Annotated in this window: 14 protein-coding genes; 6 read left to right on the top strand and 8 right to left on the bottom strand. The window is 75.4% G+C overall.

Features of this window, described 5'->3' with window-relative positions; all coding sequences use genetic code 11:
* Positions 1–19: 19 nt before the first annotated feature.
* Both ACR80Q_RS15500 and ACR80Q_RS15495 read right to left on the bottom strand, forming a co-directional pair.
* Complete coding sequence (locus tag ACR80Q_RS15500; protein WP_435378544.1) at positions 20–610, bottom strand: hypothetical protein; 591 nt, start codon at positions 608–610, stop codon at positions 20–22.
* Positions 607–798 (bottom strand): hypothetical protein, encoded by a 192-nt coding sequence (locus ACR80Q_RS15495; protein ID WP_435378543.1) that lies wholly within the window; start codon positions 796–798, stop codon positions 607–609. The genes ACR80Q_RS15500 and ACR80Q_RS15495 overlap by 4 nt, the downstream gene beginning before the upstream one ends.
* 188 nt (positions 799–986) lie before the next feature.
* Here ACR80Q_RS15495 and ACR80Q_RS15490 point away from each other — a divergent pair, with 188 nt between their 5' ends.
* From ACR80Q_RS15490 to purB, 3 genes are all read left to right on the top strand, one after another.
* On the top strand, positions 987–1,565 hold the full coding sequence (locus ACR80Q_RS15490; RefSeq protein ID WP_435378542.1) for a low molecular weight protein-tyrosine-phosphatase: 579 nt from the start codon (positions 987–989) through the stop codon (positions 1,563–1,565).
* Positions 1,562–2,419, top strand: coding sequence for a fructosamine kinase family protein (locus ACR80Q_RS15485; protein ID WP_435378541.1), 858 nt, complete (start codon positions 1,562–1,564; stop codon positions 2,417–2,419). Before ACR80Q_RS15490 ends, ACR80Q_RS15485 begins: the two co-directional genes overlap by 4 nt.
* Positions 2,420–2,501: 82 nt before the next feature.
* The gene (gene purB, locus ACR80Q_RS15480; RefSeq protein ID WP_435378540.1) at positions 2,502–3,947 is read left to right on the top strand and encodes an adenylosuccinate lyase; all 1,446 of its coding nucleotides are present in this window, start codon (positions 2,502–2,504) and stop codon (positions 3,945–3,947) included.
* Positions 3,948–3,977: 30 nt separating this feature from the next.
* On the opposite strand, the gene cls is transcribed toward purB, so the two are convergent.
* From cls to ACR80Q_RS15460, 4 genes are read right to left on the bottom strand one after another with little or no spacing between them, the layout of a single operon-like run.
* Entirely contained in the window at positions 3,978–5,435 is a 1,458-nt protein-coding gene (cls, locus tag ACR80Q_RS15475; protein WP_435378655.1) for a cardiolipin synthase, read from the bottom strand.
* Between the two features lie 56 nt (positions 5,436–5,491).
* Positions 5,492–6,829, bottom strand: a complete 1,338-nt coding sequence (locus tag ACR80Q_RS15470; RefSeq protein ID WP_435378539.1) for a lycopene cyclase family protein — start codon at positions 6,827–6,829, stop codon at positions 5,492–5,494.
* 43 nt (positions 6,830–6,872) lie between these two features.
* On the bottom strand, positions 6,873–7,907 hold the full coding sequence (locus ACR80Q_RS15465) for an alpha-hydroxy acid oxidase (protein WP_435378538.1): 1,035 nt from the start codon (positions 7,905–7,907) through the stop codon (positions 6,873–6,875).
* Positions 7,908–7,917: 10 nt separating this feature from the next.
* On the bottom strand, positions 7,918–9,342 hold the full coding sequence (locus ACR80Q_RS15460) for a DMT family transporter (RefSeq protein ID WP_435378537.1): 1,425 nt from the start codon (positions 9,340–9,342) through the stop codon (positions 7,918–7,920).
* A gap of 68 nt (positions 9,343–9,410) precedes the next feature.
* Between ACR80Q_RS15460 and hrpA the strand changes: the two genes are divergently transcribed.
* Positions 9,411–13,409 (top strand): ATP-dependent RNA helicase HrpA, encoded by a 3,999-nt coding sequence (hrpA, locus tag ACR80Q_RS15455; RefSeq protein WP_435378536.1) that lies wholly within the window; start codon positions 9,411–9,413, stop codon positions 13,407–13,409.
* Between the two features lie 108 nt (positions 13,410–13,517).
* On the opposite strand, the gene ACR80Q_RS15450 is transcribed toward hrpA, so the two are convergent.
* Positions 13,518–14,072, bottom strand: coding sequence for a 2'-5' RNA ligase family protein (locus ACR80Q_RS15450; protein WP_435378535.1), 555 nt, complete (start codon positions 14,070–14,072; stop codon positions 13,518–13,520).
* Positions 14,073–14,122: 50 nt separating this feature from the next.
* Between ACR80Q_RS15450 and ACR80Q_RS15445 the strand changes: the two genes are divergently transcribed.
* On the top strand, positions 14,123–15,259 hold the full coding sequence (locus ACR80Q_RS15445; RefSeq protein ID WP_435378534.1) for a GTPase family protein: 1,137 nt from the start codon (positions 14,123–14,125) through the stop codon (positions 15,257–15,259).
* A 68-nt stretch (positions 15,260–15,327) separates the two neighbouring features.
* Here the strand turns inward: ACR80Q_RS15445 and ACR80Q_RS15440 are convergent, their stop codons facing one another.
* Entirely contained in the window at positions 15,328–16,023 is a 696-nt protein-coding gene (locus ACR80Q_RS15440; protein ID WP_435378533.1) for a hypothetical protein, read from the bottom strand.
* A 149-nt stretch (positions 16,024–16,172) separates the two neighbouring features.
* On the opposite strand from ACR80Q_RS15440, the gene ACR80Q_RS15435 reads away from it, so the two are divergent.
* Entirely contained in the window at positions 16,173–17,324 is a 1,152-nt protein-coding gene (locus ACR80Q_RS15435) for a ThuA domain-containing protein (RefSeq protein WP_435378532.1), read from the top strand.
* Positions 17,325–17,532: the final 208 nt, after the last annotated feature.

Below are 17,532 nucleotides of genomic sequence, written 5' to 3'. Positions count from 1 at the left end.
GCAGGCCCGTGGCGTCCCCTCACCGGGACACCACCGCGGCCGCCGTCGCCACGTCGGCGGCTCCGAGCAGCGACGGCACGGCCCGGACCACGAGGTCGACCGCGGCGGCCTGCCCCCGGGCGCCGGCCGCGGCGACGGCGACCAGCCCGGCGACCGATGCGCCGGCCACCACGAGCAGCGGGACCGGGCCGGCGGCCGCCGCGACGGAGACGCCCGCCCGCGCCCGCGTCCCGAGGGCCACCGGGACGGCGGTGGCCAGGGCGGCGAGCGAGGCCTCCCGGGCGCGGTACGCGCTGGCCGTGGCGGCCACGGCGGTCGCCGATCGGGCCAGCTCCGCGCCGGCCCGCACCAGCCCGCCCACCGCCTCCGCCGCACCGCCCACCACGAGGGCCACCAGGCCCGGGTCCGGGACGGCGCCCGTCACCGTGCCCGACGCGGCCCGGGCCGCCTCCGCCACGACGGCCACCACCAGCTCGGCGCAGTCCGCCGCCGCGTCCGCCAGGGCCACCGCCAGGGCGTCCAGCTCCTCCAGCCGCGCCGAGGCACCGCCGGCACCCCCGACGACCGCGAGGTCGCCCCCGGCCGACCCACCTCCCCGGACCACCGTCACGGCGCACCCGACCGGCGCACCGCCGCCGCCGCGCGGGCCAGCGAGTCCGCCGCCGCGTCGAGGAACCGGGCCGCGCGGACGACGCCGGTCGAGAACGCCTCCGACGTCGGGCCCGTCCACGACGGCGGCGGCAGCCGCCGCACCCTGCCCGCGAGGGCCTCGACCCGTTCGCGCGCCCCGTCCGTCACCGGCACCCCCCGACCCGCCGTGCTCCCACGCGGGCCACGCTGCCGGGCACGACGTGACGACCGGCCCCGGCCGAGGTCCCGCTGGGGACGGCACCCGCACGACGACTGCTGTGGACACGCCGTGACCGCCGGATCCGCTGGGCCGCAGGGGTGCCGCGGAGGCCGTGCCTGTGGGAAGAATGGCGGCCATGCCCCCAGCCCCGGTGCGCGTGTGCTTCGTGTGCTCGGGCAACATCTGCCGCTCCCCGATGGGCGAGGTCGTGCTCACCCGCATGGCGGAGGACGCGGACCTGACCGGCCTGGTGGTCGCCACCTCGGCCGGCACCGGGGACTGGCACATCGGTGAGCGGGCCGACCGGCGCACGCTCACGGCCCTCGCGGCCCGCGGGTACGACGGCGGGCCGCACCGGGCGCGGTTGTTCGAGCCGCAGTGGCTGCCCGAGCTGGACCTGGTGCTCGCCCTGGACCGGGGTCACCACCGCACGCTGCGGGGCTGGACCGACGACGCGGAGGAGCAGGCCAAGGTGAGGCTGCTCCGGAGCTTCGACCCGCAGACGGCCGCGCTGTCGCTGCGGGCCGCGTCCGGTGAGGACGTCGGTCGCTCGCTCGACGTGCCCGACCCGTACTACTCCGACCTCGACGCCTTCGACCTCGTGCTCGACCAGGTGGAGCGGGCGTGCGCGGGCCTGCTGGTGCACCTGCAGGCCCAGCTGGGGGTCGAGGCCTCCGACCACCACGGCAGCCGTTCGACCAGGGGCACCCGGTGAGCAACGGGACCAGGCAGCGGCCCGGCACCGGGTCCGGGCCACCCGACGGCGTCGACGCCGTCGCCGCTGTGGCCGCCGCCGCGGGTCTGCGGGACGACCAGGTGTTCGTCAAGCGTCGGGTGGGCGCCCCGCCCGGGTACTTCGCCGTCGAGGCCGCCGGTCTGCGCTGGCTCGCGGCCGCCGCCGGCGTCGCCGTGGTGCAGCCGTTGTCGGTCACCGACGACGCGCTGGTGCTGCCCCGCCTTCCGGAGGTCACCCCCACGCCGCAGGCGGCGGAGCAGTTCGGGCGGGGGCTGGCCCGGACCCACGCGGCGGGGGCGGACCGGCTCGGGGTCGGCCCCGACGGCTGGACCGGTGACGGCTACATCGGCCCCCTGGTGCTGCCCCTGCGGACCGGGTCGGTGTGGTCGGCCTGGTACGCGGAGTTCCGGCTCCTGCCCTACCTGCGCTCCGCCCACGACGTCGGCGCCGTCACCGAGCAGGAGTCGGCGACCGTGTCGCGGCTGCTGGACCGGTTGGTGGCCGAGCCCGGGCTGTTCGGGGACCCGGAGCCACCGGCCCGCCTCCACGGCGACCTGTGGAACGGCAACGTGATGTGGACCCAGGACGGCGTGGTGCTGGTCGACCCCGCCTCGCACGGCGGGCACCGCGAGACGGACCTGGCCATGCTGGCGCTGTTCGACCTGCCCCACCTGTCCCGCGTCCTGCGGGCCTACGACGAGGCGTCCCCCCTCGCGCCGGGCTGGCAGGAGCGGGTGGCCCTGCACCAGGTGCACCCCCTGCTGGTGCACGCGGCCCTGTTCGGCGGCGGCTACGGCAGCCACGCCGCCGAGCTGGCCGCCCGGTACGTCTGAGCGTCGGCGCGCGGCGGGGGGGACGGCGGGCGGGACGGCGGGCGCGGAGCAGGGTGGGCCCGGAGTCTGTGAGGATCACCCCGTGAGCGAGAAGTCCCCCGCCCTGTCCCGAACCGCCGCCCGCATCGCCGCCGACCTCGGCGAGGCCACCCTGAGCCCGTTGGACGGCCGGTACCGACCGGCCGTCGAGGGGTTGCTGGAGCACCTGTCCGAGCCGGCGCTGAACCGCGAACGGCTGCGGATCGAGGTCGCGTGGCTGCTGCACCTGACCAAGCAGCAGGTGCTGCCCGGGGTGCGGCGGCTGACCGACGTGGAGGTGCAGCGCCTGCACGGCATCGCCGCGGACTTCGACGCCGACACCGTGACCCGGCTGCGCGAGATCGAGCGGGTCACGGTCCACGACGTCAAGGCGGTGGAGTACCTGCTGAAGGAACGGCTGGCCGGCACGTCCCTGGCCGACGTCAGCGAGGTCGTCCACTTCGCCTGCACCAGCGAGGACATCAACAACCTGGCGTACGCGCGGTTGGTCCAGCGGGCGGTGCGCGAGGTGTGGTTGCCGGCGGCGACGTCGCTCGTCGACCAGGTCGCGACGCTGGCCCGGCAGTACCGCTCGGTGCCGATGCTCGCCCGGACCCACGGCCAGCCCGCCACCCCGACCACGATGGGCAAGGAGCTCGCCGTGCTGGCCCACCGGCTCCGGCGCCAGCTGGACCGCGTCACGCGGGCGGACTTCCTGGGCAAGATGAACGGCGCGACCGGGACCTACGCCGCCCACCACGCCGCGGCGCCCGACGTGGACTGGCAGTCGGTGTCGCGCGACTTCGTCGAGGGCCTGGGGCTGACCTGGAACCCCCTCACCACCCAGATCGAGTCCCACGACTGGCAGGCCGAGCTGTACGCCGACGTCCAGCGCTACAACCGGGTGCTGCACAACCTGTGCACCGACGCCTGGACCTACATCTCGCAGGGCTACTTCACGCAGGTGGCCCCGGCCGGGTCGATCGGCTCCTCGACCATGCCGCACAAGGTCAACCCGATCCGCTTCGAGAACGCAGAGGCCAACCTCGAGCTGTCCGACGGCCTGCTCGAGGTGCTGCAGCGGACCCTGACCACCTCGCGGCTGCAGCGCGACCTCACGGACTCCACCACCCAGCGCAACATCGGGGTGGCGCTCGGCCACTCGCTGCTGGCGATCGACAACGCCGCCCGTGGCCTGGCGTCCCTGGACGTCGACTCCGCCGTGCTCGACGCCGACCTGGAGTCCTCCTGGGAGGTGCTGGGCGAGGCCGTGCAGACCGTCATGCGCCTGCACGGGCTGGAGAACCCCTACGAGCGGCTCAAGGAGCTCACCCGCGGCAAGCGCGTCGACGGCCCGGCCATGACCGAGTTCGTCCGCGGGCTGGGCCTGCCGCAGGACGTCACCGACCGGCTGGTGGCGCTCACGCCGCAGACCTACACGGGGATCGCCGACGAGCTCGTCGACCACCTGGCCCCGGCCTGGTCGCCGCAGGACGGCGCGGACGACTGACCCGTCCCCGCCCCGGACGCCGGGGCGGACCTACTGCAGGGCCGACGTCAGCCGGGCCAGGTTGTCGGTCACCTTCTGCCACCTGGGCCGGGCCAGCCAGTCCGGCAGGGTCAGCTCGCGGCTCACCGCGCGGTAGCCGTCCTCGACCTCGCGCAGCTGCTCGCTGAACCCCTGGCCGTGGATCAGCAGCGTGCACTCCAGGTCGAGGGTGAAGGACCGGATGTCGAGGTTGCTGGAGCCCACGACGCTGATGTCGGAGTCCACGCCCACGTGCTTGGCGTGCAGCACGTAGGGGGCCGGGTACAGGTAGATCCGGATGCCCGCCCGCAGCAGCTGCTCGTAGTAGGACCGCTGGGCGTGGTGGACGACGAACTGGTCCGCCTGCTCCGGCACGAAGAGCTCGACGTCCACGCCCCTCAGGCCCGCCGCGGTGACCGCGTACAGCAGCGACTCGTCGGGCACGAAGTACGGGCTGGTGATGCTGATGCGCTCCTGGGCGCCGTACATCAGCGAGTTGAACAGGTTGAGGTTGTTCTCGGTCTCGAAGCCCGGCCCGCTGGGGACGACCTGGATGTGCAGGTCGCCGTGGGCGGCGGCGTCCGGCTCGGGCGTGCCGACCTCGAGCAGCTCGTCGGTCTCGCTGAACCAGTCGGTCACGAACAGCGCCTCCAGCTCCTGGACGACCGGACCGCGCAGCCGGACCATCAGGTCCTGCCAGCGCAGCCCGCGACGCCGGTTGGCCAACTTGTTGTAGCTGGCGTCGACCAGGTTCTGCGACCCGGCCCAGCCCACCGTGCCGTCGACCACGACGATCTTGCGGTGGTTGCGCAGGTCGGGCCGCTGGTACCGCCCCCGCAGCGGCTGCACCGGCAGCATCAGGTGCCACTGGGCACCGGTCGCCGTCAGCTCGCGCAGGGTCCGCCGGTAGCCGGGTGAGCCCCACGAGCCGATGTGGTCCAGCAGCACCCGCACGGTGACGCCTCGGCGGACGGCCCGCGCCATGGCCTCGAACACCGGTGCCGTGGTCGGGTCGTGGGCGAGGATGTAGAACTCCACGTGCACGAAGTCCTGCGCGCTGTCGATGTCGGCGGCGATGGCCTGCAGCGAGGACTCGTACCCGGTCTCGACGAAGGCGCTGTTGCCCTGCAGCATCGGCAGCGCCCCCGTCCGGCGGTTGAGCCGCACCACCTGGTCCAGCCACGGCGGGCCGGGGGCCTGCTGGACACCGAGGCCGTACTCGCGGGTCCGCTCGTTGATGAGCCGGTCGATGCTGCGCTGCTTGATCCGCCGGGCCGCCGGCAGCCGGGGGTTGCCGATGAAGAAGAAGGCGAGCACGCCCACGACCGGCACGAAGACGATGACGACGATCCACGCGGTGGCCGACGACGGGCGTCGGTCCCGCGGCACGACCACCAGCGCCGTGACCAGCGCCACCAGGCCGAACCCGACCGCGACGACGCCGGACGCCACGACGTACAGCTCTTCCAGGGTCACGAGGCGCGGCGCCGTCCTTCCGCCCCGGCCGGCCCGGGTGGGGGCAGAGCCTAGCGGGGCAGCCGGTGGCCGCTGGTGGGGACGGGGACCGCCGGGACCTCCGGGACCGCCGCGGGCGACCGTCGGCCCAGCCCGGCCCGCAGCCGGCCGACGCCGTCCAGCATCGCCGTCCACGTCATCGGCAGGGTGGGTGAGGCGGCCATGATGCCGAGGTCCTCGCCGGCGTCGGTGGTGCCGTCGAGGAACCGCAGCACCTGCCCGGCCGGGCGGCGGTCGAACAGGTCGGTGAAGAACTGGGGCCCGTCGATGCGCCCCGCGTCCAGGGCCTGCAGCTGGACGGCGTCCATCCACCGGTGCCGGGCCGGGTAGGAGGGGGGCAGCCGCACCGGGCCGCGACGGCCCAGGGCGCCGCCGGCGACCAGGCCGGCCACCGCGGCGCCGTCGCGCAGCATCGCGGCGAAGGTGTAGCCCGTCGACCCCCGGGTGGCCCCGCCGGCTGTCCCGATCCGGACGACCCGCGAGCCCACGTGCCGGGCGAACGCCCCGTCGGTCATGGGGATGGCCCCGGTCTCGACGTGGTCCGGCACGACGTCGCGCGCCACCCCGAGCAGGTCGAGGTAGCCGCGCAGCGCGGTGTCGTAGCCCTCGTCGTCCAGCCTCTCGGGCGAGAACTCGGTGTACTCCGCCAGGGCCCGGCCGTCCGGCAGCGGCAGCAGGTAGCCGAACGACAGCCCGGCCGCGGGCTGCTCGGTGCGGAAGTCCATCAGGCTGGCGACCGGGCCCGGGTGGCGCTGCGGGGGCAGCGAGCCCGCGGGCAGGGTCCAGCCCCGGAAGTGCTGCCACCAGAAGACCGACCCGGACCGGGTCGGTCGGGCGGGTCGCGAGTCCAGCACCAGGTCGGCGCGGATGCTCCGGCCCGCGACCTCGACGTGGGCGTGGTCGCGGCAGGACACCACCTGCTCGGCGGCGGCCACGACCCGCTCCACCTGCACCCGTGGGGCCCGGGCCACCTCGTCGGCCACCAGGGCCGCGAGGTCCTCCGAGCGGACCAGGTGGTAGCGGTAGGGGTCCAGGTCCAGGACGAGGTCGCGGGTCGCGTCGCTGACGTGGACGTGCCGCCAGCTGGCGTGCACGGCCGGGGCGACCGTGACGTCGCCCGTCGCCCAGAAGCACCAGGTCCGGTGGCGTGCACCGGCGTCGCCGTCGGGCACGGGGTCGACGACGACGACCCGCACGGGACCCGGCAGCCCGAGCGTCAGGTCACGGTGGGCCAGCGCGTGCAGCACGGCCAGGCCCGCGCCGCCGGCCCCGACGAGGACGACGTCGGCCCGGTCGCCGGGGTCGGGGCCTGACGGCCCGGCGGGGGACGCGCCCGCGATCGGTGTCACCGTCGGAGTATCGCCGGGCGGGTCGCCGACGGCCACGCGGGGCTCAGGGTCGGGACCCGGTCACGACGGGGGCGGCCAGCAGGTCCGCGGTGACGTCGGCGACGGTGGGCGCACCCGCGAGCGCCATGGTGTGGGCGAGGTCGTCGGCGACCCCGTCCAGGACGGCTCGCACCCCGGCCGCCCCGTCGACCGCGAGGGCCCAGAGCACGGGCCGGCCGAGCAGGACGGCGCGCGCCCCCATCGCCAGGGCCCGGAGCACGTCGGCACCGGTGCGGACCCCGCCGTCGACGTAGACCTCGGCCCGGCCGTCGACGGCGGCGACAACCTCCCGCAGGCAGTCCGCCGTGGACACCGCGCCGTCGAGCTGTCGCCCGCCGTGGTTGGACACGACCACCGCGACCGCCCCGGCCGCGAGGGCGGCCTCGGCGTCGTCGGCCCGCAGGACGCCCTTGACCACGACCGGCAGACCCCAGTCCCGGCGCAGGCGGGCGACCTCCTCGAAGGTGATGTCGGCGGCCTGCTCGGCGGAGGCGGGGTCGACCCCCGGTCCCAGCGCGGCGAGGAAGTGCGCCTCCGGCACGGCGCCCGCGCGGGCGGTGCGGTGCTTGCGGGCGACCACCGGGGTGTCGGCGGTCAGCACGAGCGCGCGGGCCCCGGCGGCCGCGGCCCGGTGCACCAGGCGCGCCGTCAGGTCCCGGTCGCGCATGACGTACACCTGGAACCACCACGAGCCGGCGCCGATGTCCTCGACCGGGACCGAGGACCGGGTCGACACGGTCAGCAGGCTGCCCGCGCTCGCGGTCCCCGCCGCCGTGGCGCGCTCGCCGTCGGCGTGCACCAGGCCCTGGAACGCCATGGGGGCGACGAGGACGGGGGCGGCCACCGCGGTGCCGAGCACGGTCGTGGTGGTGTCGACGCGCGACACGTCCCGCAGCGCCCGGGGCCGCAGCCGGACCCGGGACCAGGCCGCCGGGTTGTCACGGAGGGTGTCCTCGCGGCCCGACCCGCCGGCGTAGTAGTCGTAGACCTCGCGGGGCAGCGCCTGCTCGGCTCGGGCCTGGTAGTCCGGGGCAGCCACGCGTCGGAGACTAGCGAGCGGCCGTGCCCGCGGGGGTGCGGTCGCCGACGGTCGGCCCGGGGGGCTCCCGCCGCGGTCGACGGGGCCGGCTGGCGGCGAGGGCCACGGCCGCGAAGATGACGACGGCGGCCACCAGCTCGACGGGGCCCGGGCGACCGGCGGCGGTGGGCAGCAGCTCGTCCAGGGCGATGGAGCCGACCAGCTGGCCGGCGGTGTTGCCGAGCCCCAGCACCAGGACGCCGAGCGTGCGCACCAGCAGGGCCGCCAGGACGATGAACGACAGCCCGATCGGCCCGGACAGGTACGCCCACCACCCGCTCGGCAGCGGGGCGGGCGTGACGGTGCCGACCAGGGCGAGCCTGAGCACCAGCAGCGACAGCACCCCGGCCGTGAAGTTGACGACCCCAGCGGTCCAGGGCGACCCGGAGCGGACCGCGACGTGACCGTTGACGGCCTGCTGCGCCGCCGTCCCGACGCCGACCACCATCGCGAGGCCCAGCACCAGGACGAACGCGACCACGCCCGCGTCGGTCGTGAGACCACCGGCCAGGCTGCCGGACACGCTGAGCCCGACCCCACCCACGGCCAGCAGGCAGCCGAGCACCCGGCGCACGGTGAAGGGACGGGCCCCGTTGGGCGACAACCCCTGCCGGTCGACCAGCAGACCCCCCACCGTGAGGCCCGCGACGACGGTGACGGTGAAGACGGCGACGCCCAGCACCGGGACGGCGATGCCCTGCGCCGCCACGAACGCGGCCCCACCGACCCCGCCCAGCATCTGCCACCAGCGCAGCCCGCCCGCTCGGACCGACGTCCGCAGCGCCCGCAGGCCGCGTCGACCGCGCGGCGTCACGAGCGCCCCGACCACGACGACCACCCAGCCGATCCCGAACGACAGCAGGGCCGCGTCCAGGCCGGCCGCGACCCGGTCCGGGGCCGGCCCCCGCCAGCCGAGGGTCGCCTCGGCGGCCGGCACGAGGACGGGGGCGAGCTCGCCGTTGATGCGCGACTGGGCCGCGACGAGCAGACCGACGGCGACGGTGCCCAGCAGGCTGAGGACGACGAGGAGGCCGTGGCGGCGACGGTCGTGGTCGGGGCCCGGCTCCGTCGCCCCGACCGCCGCGGGGGTGAGGCCGACGGACGTCGCGGACGTACCGGGTCGGCGCACCGGTCCAGGGTAGGTCGGCCCTCGCCACCGCTCGACCCGGGACGGGGTGACGCCGGACACGTACGCCACCCGGGCCCGTCGGCGCCGGAGGTCCGGTGGGGCCACGGCCCGCGTCGGCTGGATCTGCCCGAAGCCCTCGCCGTCGCTGCCGGAGCGGGCGATCTGGGTGCCGGTCCGGCGGCTGACCGGGTCGCGGACGCGGTCCCCGGTGCCGTCGACGACCACCGACCACGTGGCCCGGGTGTCGCGCTGGCTGCTGGCCGTCACCGACCCGCCGGGCGGCGCGCCTCCCTCGTGAGCACCGGTCGCGTCGCGGGCCTACCCTCGTGGACGCCATGTCCTCCCCCACGCGTCCCGCCCGCCGGTCCGGTCGCGGACGGCGCCCCTCCTCGGGGCAGGGGCAGCAGGCGCAGCGTCAGACCGCCCGCCTGGCCGCCGCGCGCGAGACCATGCCGCCGCTGCGCTACCCGGAGGACCTGCCGGTCTCCGGTCGCCGTGAGGAGCTGGTCCGGCTGATCCGCGACCACCAGGTCGTCGTCGTCGCGGGCGCCACGGGCTCGGGCAAGACCACCCAGCTGCCCAAGCTGGCCCTGGAGGCCGGGCGCGGCACGACCGGCCTGATCGGGCACACCCAGCCCCGGCGGATCGCCGCGCGGAGCGTGGCGGAGCGGATCGCGGAGGAGGTCGGCACCCCGCTGGGCCAGCACGTCGGCTTCGCGGTCCGCTTCACCGACTCCACCGGTCCCAGCACCGTGCTCAAGGTGATGACCGACGGCATCCTGCTGGCCGAGATCCAGCGCGACCCGATGCTGCGTCGCTACGACACGATCATCGTCGACGAGGCCCACGAGCGGTCGCTCAACGTCGACGTGCTGCTGGGCTACCTGCACCGGCTGCTGCCGAGGCGGCCCGACCTGCACCTCGTCATCACCAGCGCGACCATCGACCCGCAGCGCTTCGCCGACCACTTCGGCGGCGCCCCGGTGGTCGAGGTGTCGGGGCGTACCTACCCCGTCGACATCCGCTACCGGCCCTACTCCGGCGACGAGGCCGAGGCCGGTGACGACCGGGACGAGCCGCAGGCCGTGGTCGACGCCGTGACCGAGCTGCTGACCGAGGGCGACGGCGACGTCCTGGTGTTCTGCTCCGGCGAGCGGGAGATCCGCGAGGCGTGCGAGGCGCTCACCCGCCAGCTGTCCGGCTCGGTGCTCGGGCTGGAGGTGCTGCCGCTGTTCGCGCGGCTGTCCGCGGCGGACCAGCACCGGATCTTCGCCCCGCACGCGGGGACCCGCGTGATCGTCAGCACCAACGTCGCCGAGACCTCGCTGACGGTGCCCGGCATCCGCTACGTCGTGGACACCGGCCTGGCCCGGATCAGCCGGTACTCGTTGCGGACCAAGGTGCAGCGCCTGCCGATCGAGCCGATCAGCCAGGCCAGCGCCACCCAGCGAGCCGGTCGCTCCGGCCGGCTCGCACCCGGGGTCGCGATCCGGCTGTACGGCGAGGCCGACCACGACGCCCGGCCGGAGTTCACCGAGCCCGAGGTCCGCCGCACTAACCTGGCCAGCGTCCTGCTGCAGCTGACCAGCCTGGGCATCGACGACATCGAGGAGCTGGACTGGCTCGACCCGCCGGACCCGCGGCAGGTCAAGGACGGCCTGGCCCTGCTCGAGGAGCTCGGGGCGGTCGCGGAGGAGCTCGAGCAGGACGAGCGGGGCCGGGTCACCCGCCACCGGCGGCTGACGCCGGTCGGGCGCACCCTGGCCCGGCTGCCCGTCGACCCCCGGCTGGGCCGGATGCTGCTGGAGGCCGACACCAACGGCTGCCTGGACGAGGTGCGGGCGCTGGTGGCGGGGCTGTCGATCATCGACGTGCGGCAGCGGCCGTCCGACGACGAGGCCCGCGCCGAGCTGGCCCACCGACGGTTCCGGGTCGAGGGCTCGGACCTGCTGACCCGGCTGGCCCTGTGGCGCTACCTCAAGGCCCGGCGCGAGGAGCTGTCCAGCTCGGCGTTCCGGCGGATGTGCCTGGCCGAGCACCTGCACCATGCCCGGGTGCGGGAGTGGTTCGACCTGGACGGGCAGCTGCGGCAGGTGTGCAAGGAGGCGAAGCTGGGGCCGAACGGCCTGCTGCGTCCCGAGGACGAGCCCCGCCGAGGGTCCGACGCGGGGGCCTACGCCCAGCTCGAGGCGTCGGTCGCCGACACCGTCCACCGCAGCCTGCTGCCCGGGCTGCTGTCGCACATCGGGTTCCGTGAGGGCGACGCCACCGACTACCTGGGCGCCCGTGGCACCCGGTTCTCGATCGGTTCCGGGTCGGTGCTGCCCCGCGCGCGACCCGCCGGGACGTCGGGGGCCAAGCGGGCCAAGAACGCCGGGCCCCGCTGGGTGATGGCGACCGAGCTGGTCGAGACCGCCCGGTTGTTCGCCCGCGACTGCGCCGTCATCGAACCGGACTGGGTCGAGCCGGTCGCGGGGCACCTGGTCCGACGCACCTACTCCGAGCCCCGCTGGAACGCCGGCCGCGGCCAGGTCGAGGCGACCGAGAAGGTCACGCTCTACGGCATCCCGCTCGTGGCCGCCCGGACCGTGGGCTACTCCCGGGTCGACCCGGCCCTGTCGCGTGAGCTGTTCCTGCGCCACGGCCTGGTGGAGCGCGACTGGGAGAGCCGGCACGCGTTCCTGGCCGACAACGCCGCCCTGATGGCCGAGGTGCGTGAGATCGAGGAGCGCACGCGGCGTCGCGACGTCGTCGTGGACGACACCGCGGTGTTCGCGTTCTACGACGCGCGCGTCCCCGGTGACGTGGTCTCGGCGCGGCACTTCGACGCCTGGTGGAAGCAGGCCCGCCGTGACGCACCCGACCTGCTCACCATGACCCGGGCCGACGTGCTGGCCGGCGACGGCCGGGCCGGGCCGGTGGTCGAGCAGTTCCCCGACCACCTGGACGTGCCGCACCTGGACGGCACGGTCGCGCTGCCGCTGGCGTACCGGTTCTCCCCCGGCGCCTCCGACGACGGCGTGACGGTGACCGTCCCCGAGCAGGTGCTGGCCGCCCTCGACGCCGACGCGCTCGGCTGGCTGGTGCCGGGTCTGCGCGAGGAGCTGGTCACGGCGCTGGTCCGCTCGCTGCCCAAGGCGCTGCGCCGCTCGTTCGCGCCGGCCCCCGACCACGCGGCGGGCGTCCTGGAGCGGGTGGCACCGGGCGGGACGACGCCGTCCGGCGAGGTGCGGGCCGTGGTCGCGCGCGCCCTGACCGAGCTGGGTGGGCCCGTCGTGCAGGCCGACGACCTGGACGCCTCCGGGTTGCCGGCGCACCTGCGGATGCGGGTGCGGGTGGTGGACACGAAGGGCACGGTCCTGGCCGAGGGCGGCGACGTCGACGACCTGCGCGGTCGCCTCGCCGGCCGGGCCCAGGACTCGCTGTCCAGGGCCACCGCGTCGATGGAGCGCCGCGGCCTGGACGCCGCCCCCGTCGAGCTCCTGCCCGACGTCGTCGAGCGCGAGGTCGCCGGGCACGAGGTGCGCGGCTGGCCGGCGTGGGTCGACGAGGGCGCGACGCTGGGCGTGCGGGTGCTGTCCTCGCGCGAGGCGGCGGTGGTGGCGCACGACCGCGGGGTCCGTCGCGCCGTCCTGCTGGACCTGCGCTCCCCGCTGGGGGCCATCGCGAAGACGCTGGACGTGCCGACCCGGCTGGCGTTGTCGTGGACGCCGTACCCGTCGGTGCTGGACATGCTCGAGGACTGCCTGGCTGCGGCCGTCACCTCCCTCGTGCGCCAGCACCGACCCGGCGGGACGTGGCCGGTGCGGGACCGCGCGGCCGTCGACGCGCTGCGCGAGGTCGTCCGCGCCGACGTCCACCCCGTCACCGAGGAGGTCGTCCGGACCGTGTCGCGGGTGCTGTCGGCGGCGCACGGCGTCCGTGACCGGCTGTCCCGGCTCACCTCGCCCGCGCTGCGCGACACGGTCGCCGACGTCCGGGCGCAGGTGGACTGGTTGGTCGCGCAGGGCTTCGTGCTGGCCACCGGGGCCGAGCGGCTGCCTCACGTGCTGCGCTATCTGGCCGCCGTCGAACGTCGGCTGGACGCCGCCGAGGTGGACCCGGGCCGGGACGCCCTGCTGCTGGACAAGGTGCTGCCCGCCTACGACGCCTACCTCGACGTGGTCGACACGCTGCCGGACGGCGTCGCGGTCCCGGCGTCGCTGCTGGAGGTCCGGTGGATGGTCGAGGAGCTGCGCGTCAGCGTCTTCGCCCAGCAGCTGGGGACGGCGCACCCGGTGAGCGAGAAGCGGATCCGCAACGCGCTGGCCGCCTGGACCGCCGCGCGGGGCTGAGCGGCGTACCGCCCAACGACGCGACACGCGGGTCGGGCGGTCGAGCACCGGCGGGGGCCGCTCCTGCGTCGCTGGACGGTACGCCCACGACCCCGTCGGGTGGGCGGGTCAGCCGGCCGGGGGCGGCCGGCCGACCTCCCACACCACCCGGGCGGTGGAGTCCCAGCGGCGCAGCGCCACCGCCTCGCCGTCCGCGTCCCGGCCGGCGTCCGGCATCCGGCGCAGCGCCGTCAGCGCCTGCCCCACCTGGCTGTCGTTCAGGTGCAGCGCGAGGGTCACGTGCGGGGTCCAGACCCCCGGCGCCATGTGGTCCGGCCGGTCCAGCGTGTCCCGCCAGGCCTGGTGGACCGCGCCGTGCAGCTGCAGCAGCGCCACCGACGGCACCACGAGCCGGGCCAGGACGTGCTTGTGACCGCCGAGCAGCACCAGGCCGCCGAGGCGTACCGGCAGGGGCAGGGCCCGGGCGGCGTCCACCGCCGCGACCAGCCGCTCCTCGTGCTCCGGGGCCACGCCCTGGGCCACGCCGAGCGTGACGTGCGGGCGGTTGGTGGGCCCGGTGTGCCGGCCCAGGCTGGGCAGGTCGGCCTCGACCAGGGCCCGCCACTGGGCCCGCACCCGCTCCTCGAGAGCGGGGTCCAGCACCAGCTCGACAGACTGCACCATGCGGGCATCATGGGTCCGGTGATCAGATCCCACGACCCGTCGCCGACCGCGTGAACGTCGCCGACAAGGGGTTCCAGGCCGCGTTCGACCACGAGACGCAGTCCCTCGGCACCTTCACCCTCGTCGTGCTCGGCCGGACCGGGGTGGGCAAGTCGACGCTGGTCAACGCCGTGTTCGGGGAGACCCTGGCCGAGACGGGCATCGGTCGGCCGGTGACGCAGACCAGCCACCTCTACCGCCGCGAGGGCGTCGGGCTGCAGGTCGTGGACACCAAGGGCCTGGAGATCGGGGACGACACCGACACGATCGTGGCCGAGCTGACGGCCCTGGTGGCGCACTCCCGGACCCGGCCCGAGGCGGAGCGGATCCACGTGGCGTGGTTCTGCGTGCAGGCCTCCGACCTGCGCATCCAGGACAGTGAGCGCACCGTCATGCAGACCCTGGTGGACCTGGGCATCCCGGTGCTCCTGGTCATGACCAAGGTGCCGATGCGCGACGGGCGCCCCCACCCCGACGCCGTCGCGTTCCACCACGCCGTCCGCGAGATGGACCTGCCGGTCGTCGGTGGTCGCGCCTGGCCGGTGATGGCCCAGGGCGACGACTTCGCCGGCTGGCCCGCCCACGGCCTGGCCGAGCTGGTCGAGCAGAGCCGCCTGGTGGCCCCCGAGGGCGTGCAGGCGGCGCTGGTGGCCGCGCAACGGGTGAGCGGTGACGCGAAGGCGAGGGAGGCAAAAAAAGTCGTGGCCTCCGCGGCGGCCGCAGCCGGCGCCGCGGCGGCGACCCCGATCCCGTTCGCTGACGCCGCCCTGCTGGTCCCGATCCAGCTGCGGATGATGTCCCGCATCGCCCTGCTGCACAACGTCCCGATGGACCGCGCCACCCTGCTCGCGCTGGGGTCGGTGGCGGCCACGACCGGGGCCGGGCGGTCGCTGGCGACGAGCCTGGTCAAGCTCATCCCCGGCGCCGGCACCATCACCGGCGGGCTGATCGGGGCGGGAGTGGCCTCGTCGGTCACCGCCGCGATGGGGACCGCGTGGATCACCGTCTGCCGCAAGTACGGCAGCGACACCGTGGTGGGCACGCTGGCGTTCGACCAGTCCGTGCTCAAGGACGCGTTCACCAAGGAGCTCGGTCGCCGGTTCACCGGCGTCGGCAAGGCCACCGCCACCGGCGTCGAGCAGGCCTGACCCGCGGCCGCCGAGCGCGGCGGTCGTCACCGTCGCCCGTCGGGGTCGCTGGCTGCCGGCGACCCCGCTCAGTCCTCGTGCAGCTCCTGGAACTCCTGCGGCAGCGACTCCGGGTTCCCGTCGGGGGCCACGAACAGGTGGATGTGCTCCCCGCCGCCGACCACCACCAGGGTGTCCAGCCGGGTGGCCCCGGCCTGCCAGAGGTCCACGGCCGCGTCGCGGTCCCGGGCCACCCGGGCCAGGACGTCCTGGTCCGGCTCGGTCCCGCCCGGGGGCAGCTCGGACGCCGCCTCGACCGCCACGGCGAGCAGGTCCAGGGCGCCGATGAGCGCCGCCCGCGTCACGCCGTGGTCGTCCGCCCCCTGACCGGTGGCCGTCAACCGCTCGCGGGCCTGCTCCACCTCGGCGGCCAGGGCCGCCGGGTCGGCCTCGACGTCCGCGTCCACGGGGACGGCCCCCTCGGGCGGGGCGACCTGCGCCAACCCGGCCAGGACGCCCTCGACGCTGCCGTGCGCGGTCTCCGCCACCTCCGCCAGCTCGTCGTTGAGCTCTGCCGACGCGGCCGCCTGCCCCTCGGCCAGCTCGGCGGCGATGGCCTCGACCGACCCTGCCTCGGGGGCCGGCGACCCGTTGTCACCGCCGGCCGCGGTGGCCACGACCCCGCCGACGACGCCCCCGACCAGCAGCGCGGCCAGGGCGATCGCGACCGCCGGGGCGCCGGGTCCCCTGCTGGTGGTGGTCGGTGCTGGCGTGCGGGGGTCCATCGAGTCTCCTGGGGTCGTCGGCGACTTCCACTGATGACGGAACATAAGTTGCGGGCCCAAAGGTATTGACCTGACCAGTGACGGATCATACGTTCGTCCGTGACACGAGACGTTCAACGCAGAACGCCCGAAAGTCCCGGAGGCCCCCCATGACCCACCGCCGTACCATGCTCGCCGCTGCCCTGGGAGCCGCACTCGTGCTCCCGCTCGCCGCCGTCGCCACCCCGGCCGTCGCTGCCGACGAGGACTACGAGGTGCTCGTCGTCGGCAAGACCCTGGGCTTCCGCCACAGCAGCATCGACGAGGCGACCACCGCCATCATCGCCCTCGGCGAGGCCAACGGTTTCACCGTCGACGTCTGGGACCCGCCGGTGGGCAGCTCCCCCGGTCAGCCGACCCGGACCATGGCCACCACGCCGTTCACCACCGCGGAGGACCTGTCGCAGTACGCGACGGTCGTCTTCGTGTCCACGGTCGACGGCACCAACAACCTCGACCCCGCCCGGCCCACCCTGCTGGACCCCGACGAGCTGTCCGCGTTCCAGGGCTACATCCGTGACGGCGGCGGGTACGCCGGCGTGCACGCGGCGACCGACACGATGCACACCGTCCCCTGGTACGGCCGGCTCAGCGGGGGCGGTGCCCGGTTCGTCAGCCACCCCCGGAACCAGACCGCCGTGCAGCAGGTCGAGGACCGCACGCACCCCTCGACCCAGCACCTCGGTGACACCTGGACCCGTTTCGACGAGTGGTACAACTTCAACCAGTCGCCCCGGGAGGACGTCCGCGTCCTGACCAACCTGGACGAGACCAGCTACGACCCCGGTCGCAACGCCATGGGTGCGGACCACCCGCTGTCCTGGTGCCACAACTTCGAGGGCGGCCGGTCCTGGTACACCGGAGGCGGCCACACCGAGGCCTCCTACCTCGAGCCGGACTTCCTGCAGCACCTGCTCGGCGGCATCGCCTGGTCCGCCGGCGCGGTCGACGGCGGCGGGGACTGCGTCACCTGGAACGAGCTGGACGGCCTGCTGGCCGACCTGGTCACCTGGAACGAGCTGGACGGTCTGCTGGCCGACCTGGTCGCCGCCGGCACCATCACCGCGGACGCCGCGGAGCGCATCACGAACCAGGTCGTGCGCTCGGAGGCCCTGGCCGAGGCCGGGCAGAGCGCCCACGCCGCGACCCGGCTGTCGGCCGCCGTCGCGCAGGTCCGGGCCCACGTCACCGACGCCGACGCCCGTGACCTGCTGATCAGCAAGGTCGAGGACCTGCGCACCTGGCAGCGCGACACCGCCTGACAGACCAGCACCAGCACCAGCACGCGCGGAACGGTCCGGTCGGCGCCCTCGGGGGAACCGACCGGACCGTTCGTGCGTCCACCGGGCGCCTCGGCGGCGGGTGGGCTCAGCGCCAGAGGCGTAGGCGACCGACCGGGTCGCCCCCTCTGATTGCGGTGTGGATACGGGCTTGCCCTGATCCGGCGCTCGACCACCCGGGGCGGGTCGG

The sequence above is a fragment of the Aquipuribacter aurantiacus genome, assembly GCF_051216895.1.
In the GTDB taxonomy this organism is placed as follows: Bacteria; Actinomycetota; Actinomycetes; order Actinomycetales; family JBBAYJ01; genus Aquipuribacter.
This window is presented reverse-complemented; position numbering and strand designations above follow the sequence as displayed.

Excerpts from the sequence above, each read along its gene's own strand:
- ACR80Q_RS15490 (WP_435378542.1), top strand. The coding sequence starts at position 987 with ATGCCCCCAGCCCCGGTGCGCGTGTGCTTCGTGTGCTCGGGCAACATC.
- hrpA (WP_435378536.1), top strand. The coding sequence starts at position 9,411 with ATGTCCTCCCCCACGCGTCCCGCCCGCCGGTCCGGTCGCGGACGGCGC.
- ACR80Q_RS15450 (WP_435378535.1), bottom strand. The coding sequence starts at position 14,072 with ATGGTGCAGTCTGTCGAGCTGGTGCTGGACCCCGCTCTCGAGGAGCGG.
- ACR80Q_RS15440 (WP_435378533.1), bottom strand. The coding sequence starts at position 16,023 with ATGGACCCCCGCACGCCAGCACCGACCACCACCAGCAGGGGACCCGGC.
- ACR80Q_RS15435 (WP_435378532.1), top strand. The coding sequence starts at position 16,173 with ATGACCCACCGCCGTACCATGCTCGCCGCTGCCCTGGGAGCCGCACTC.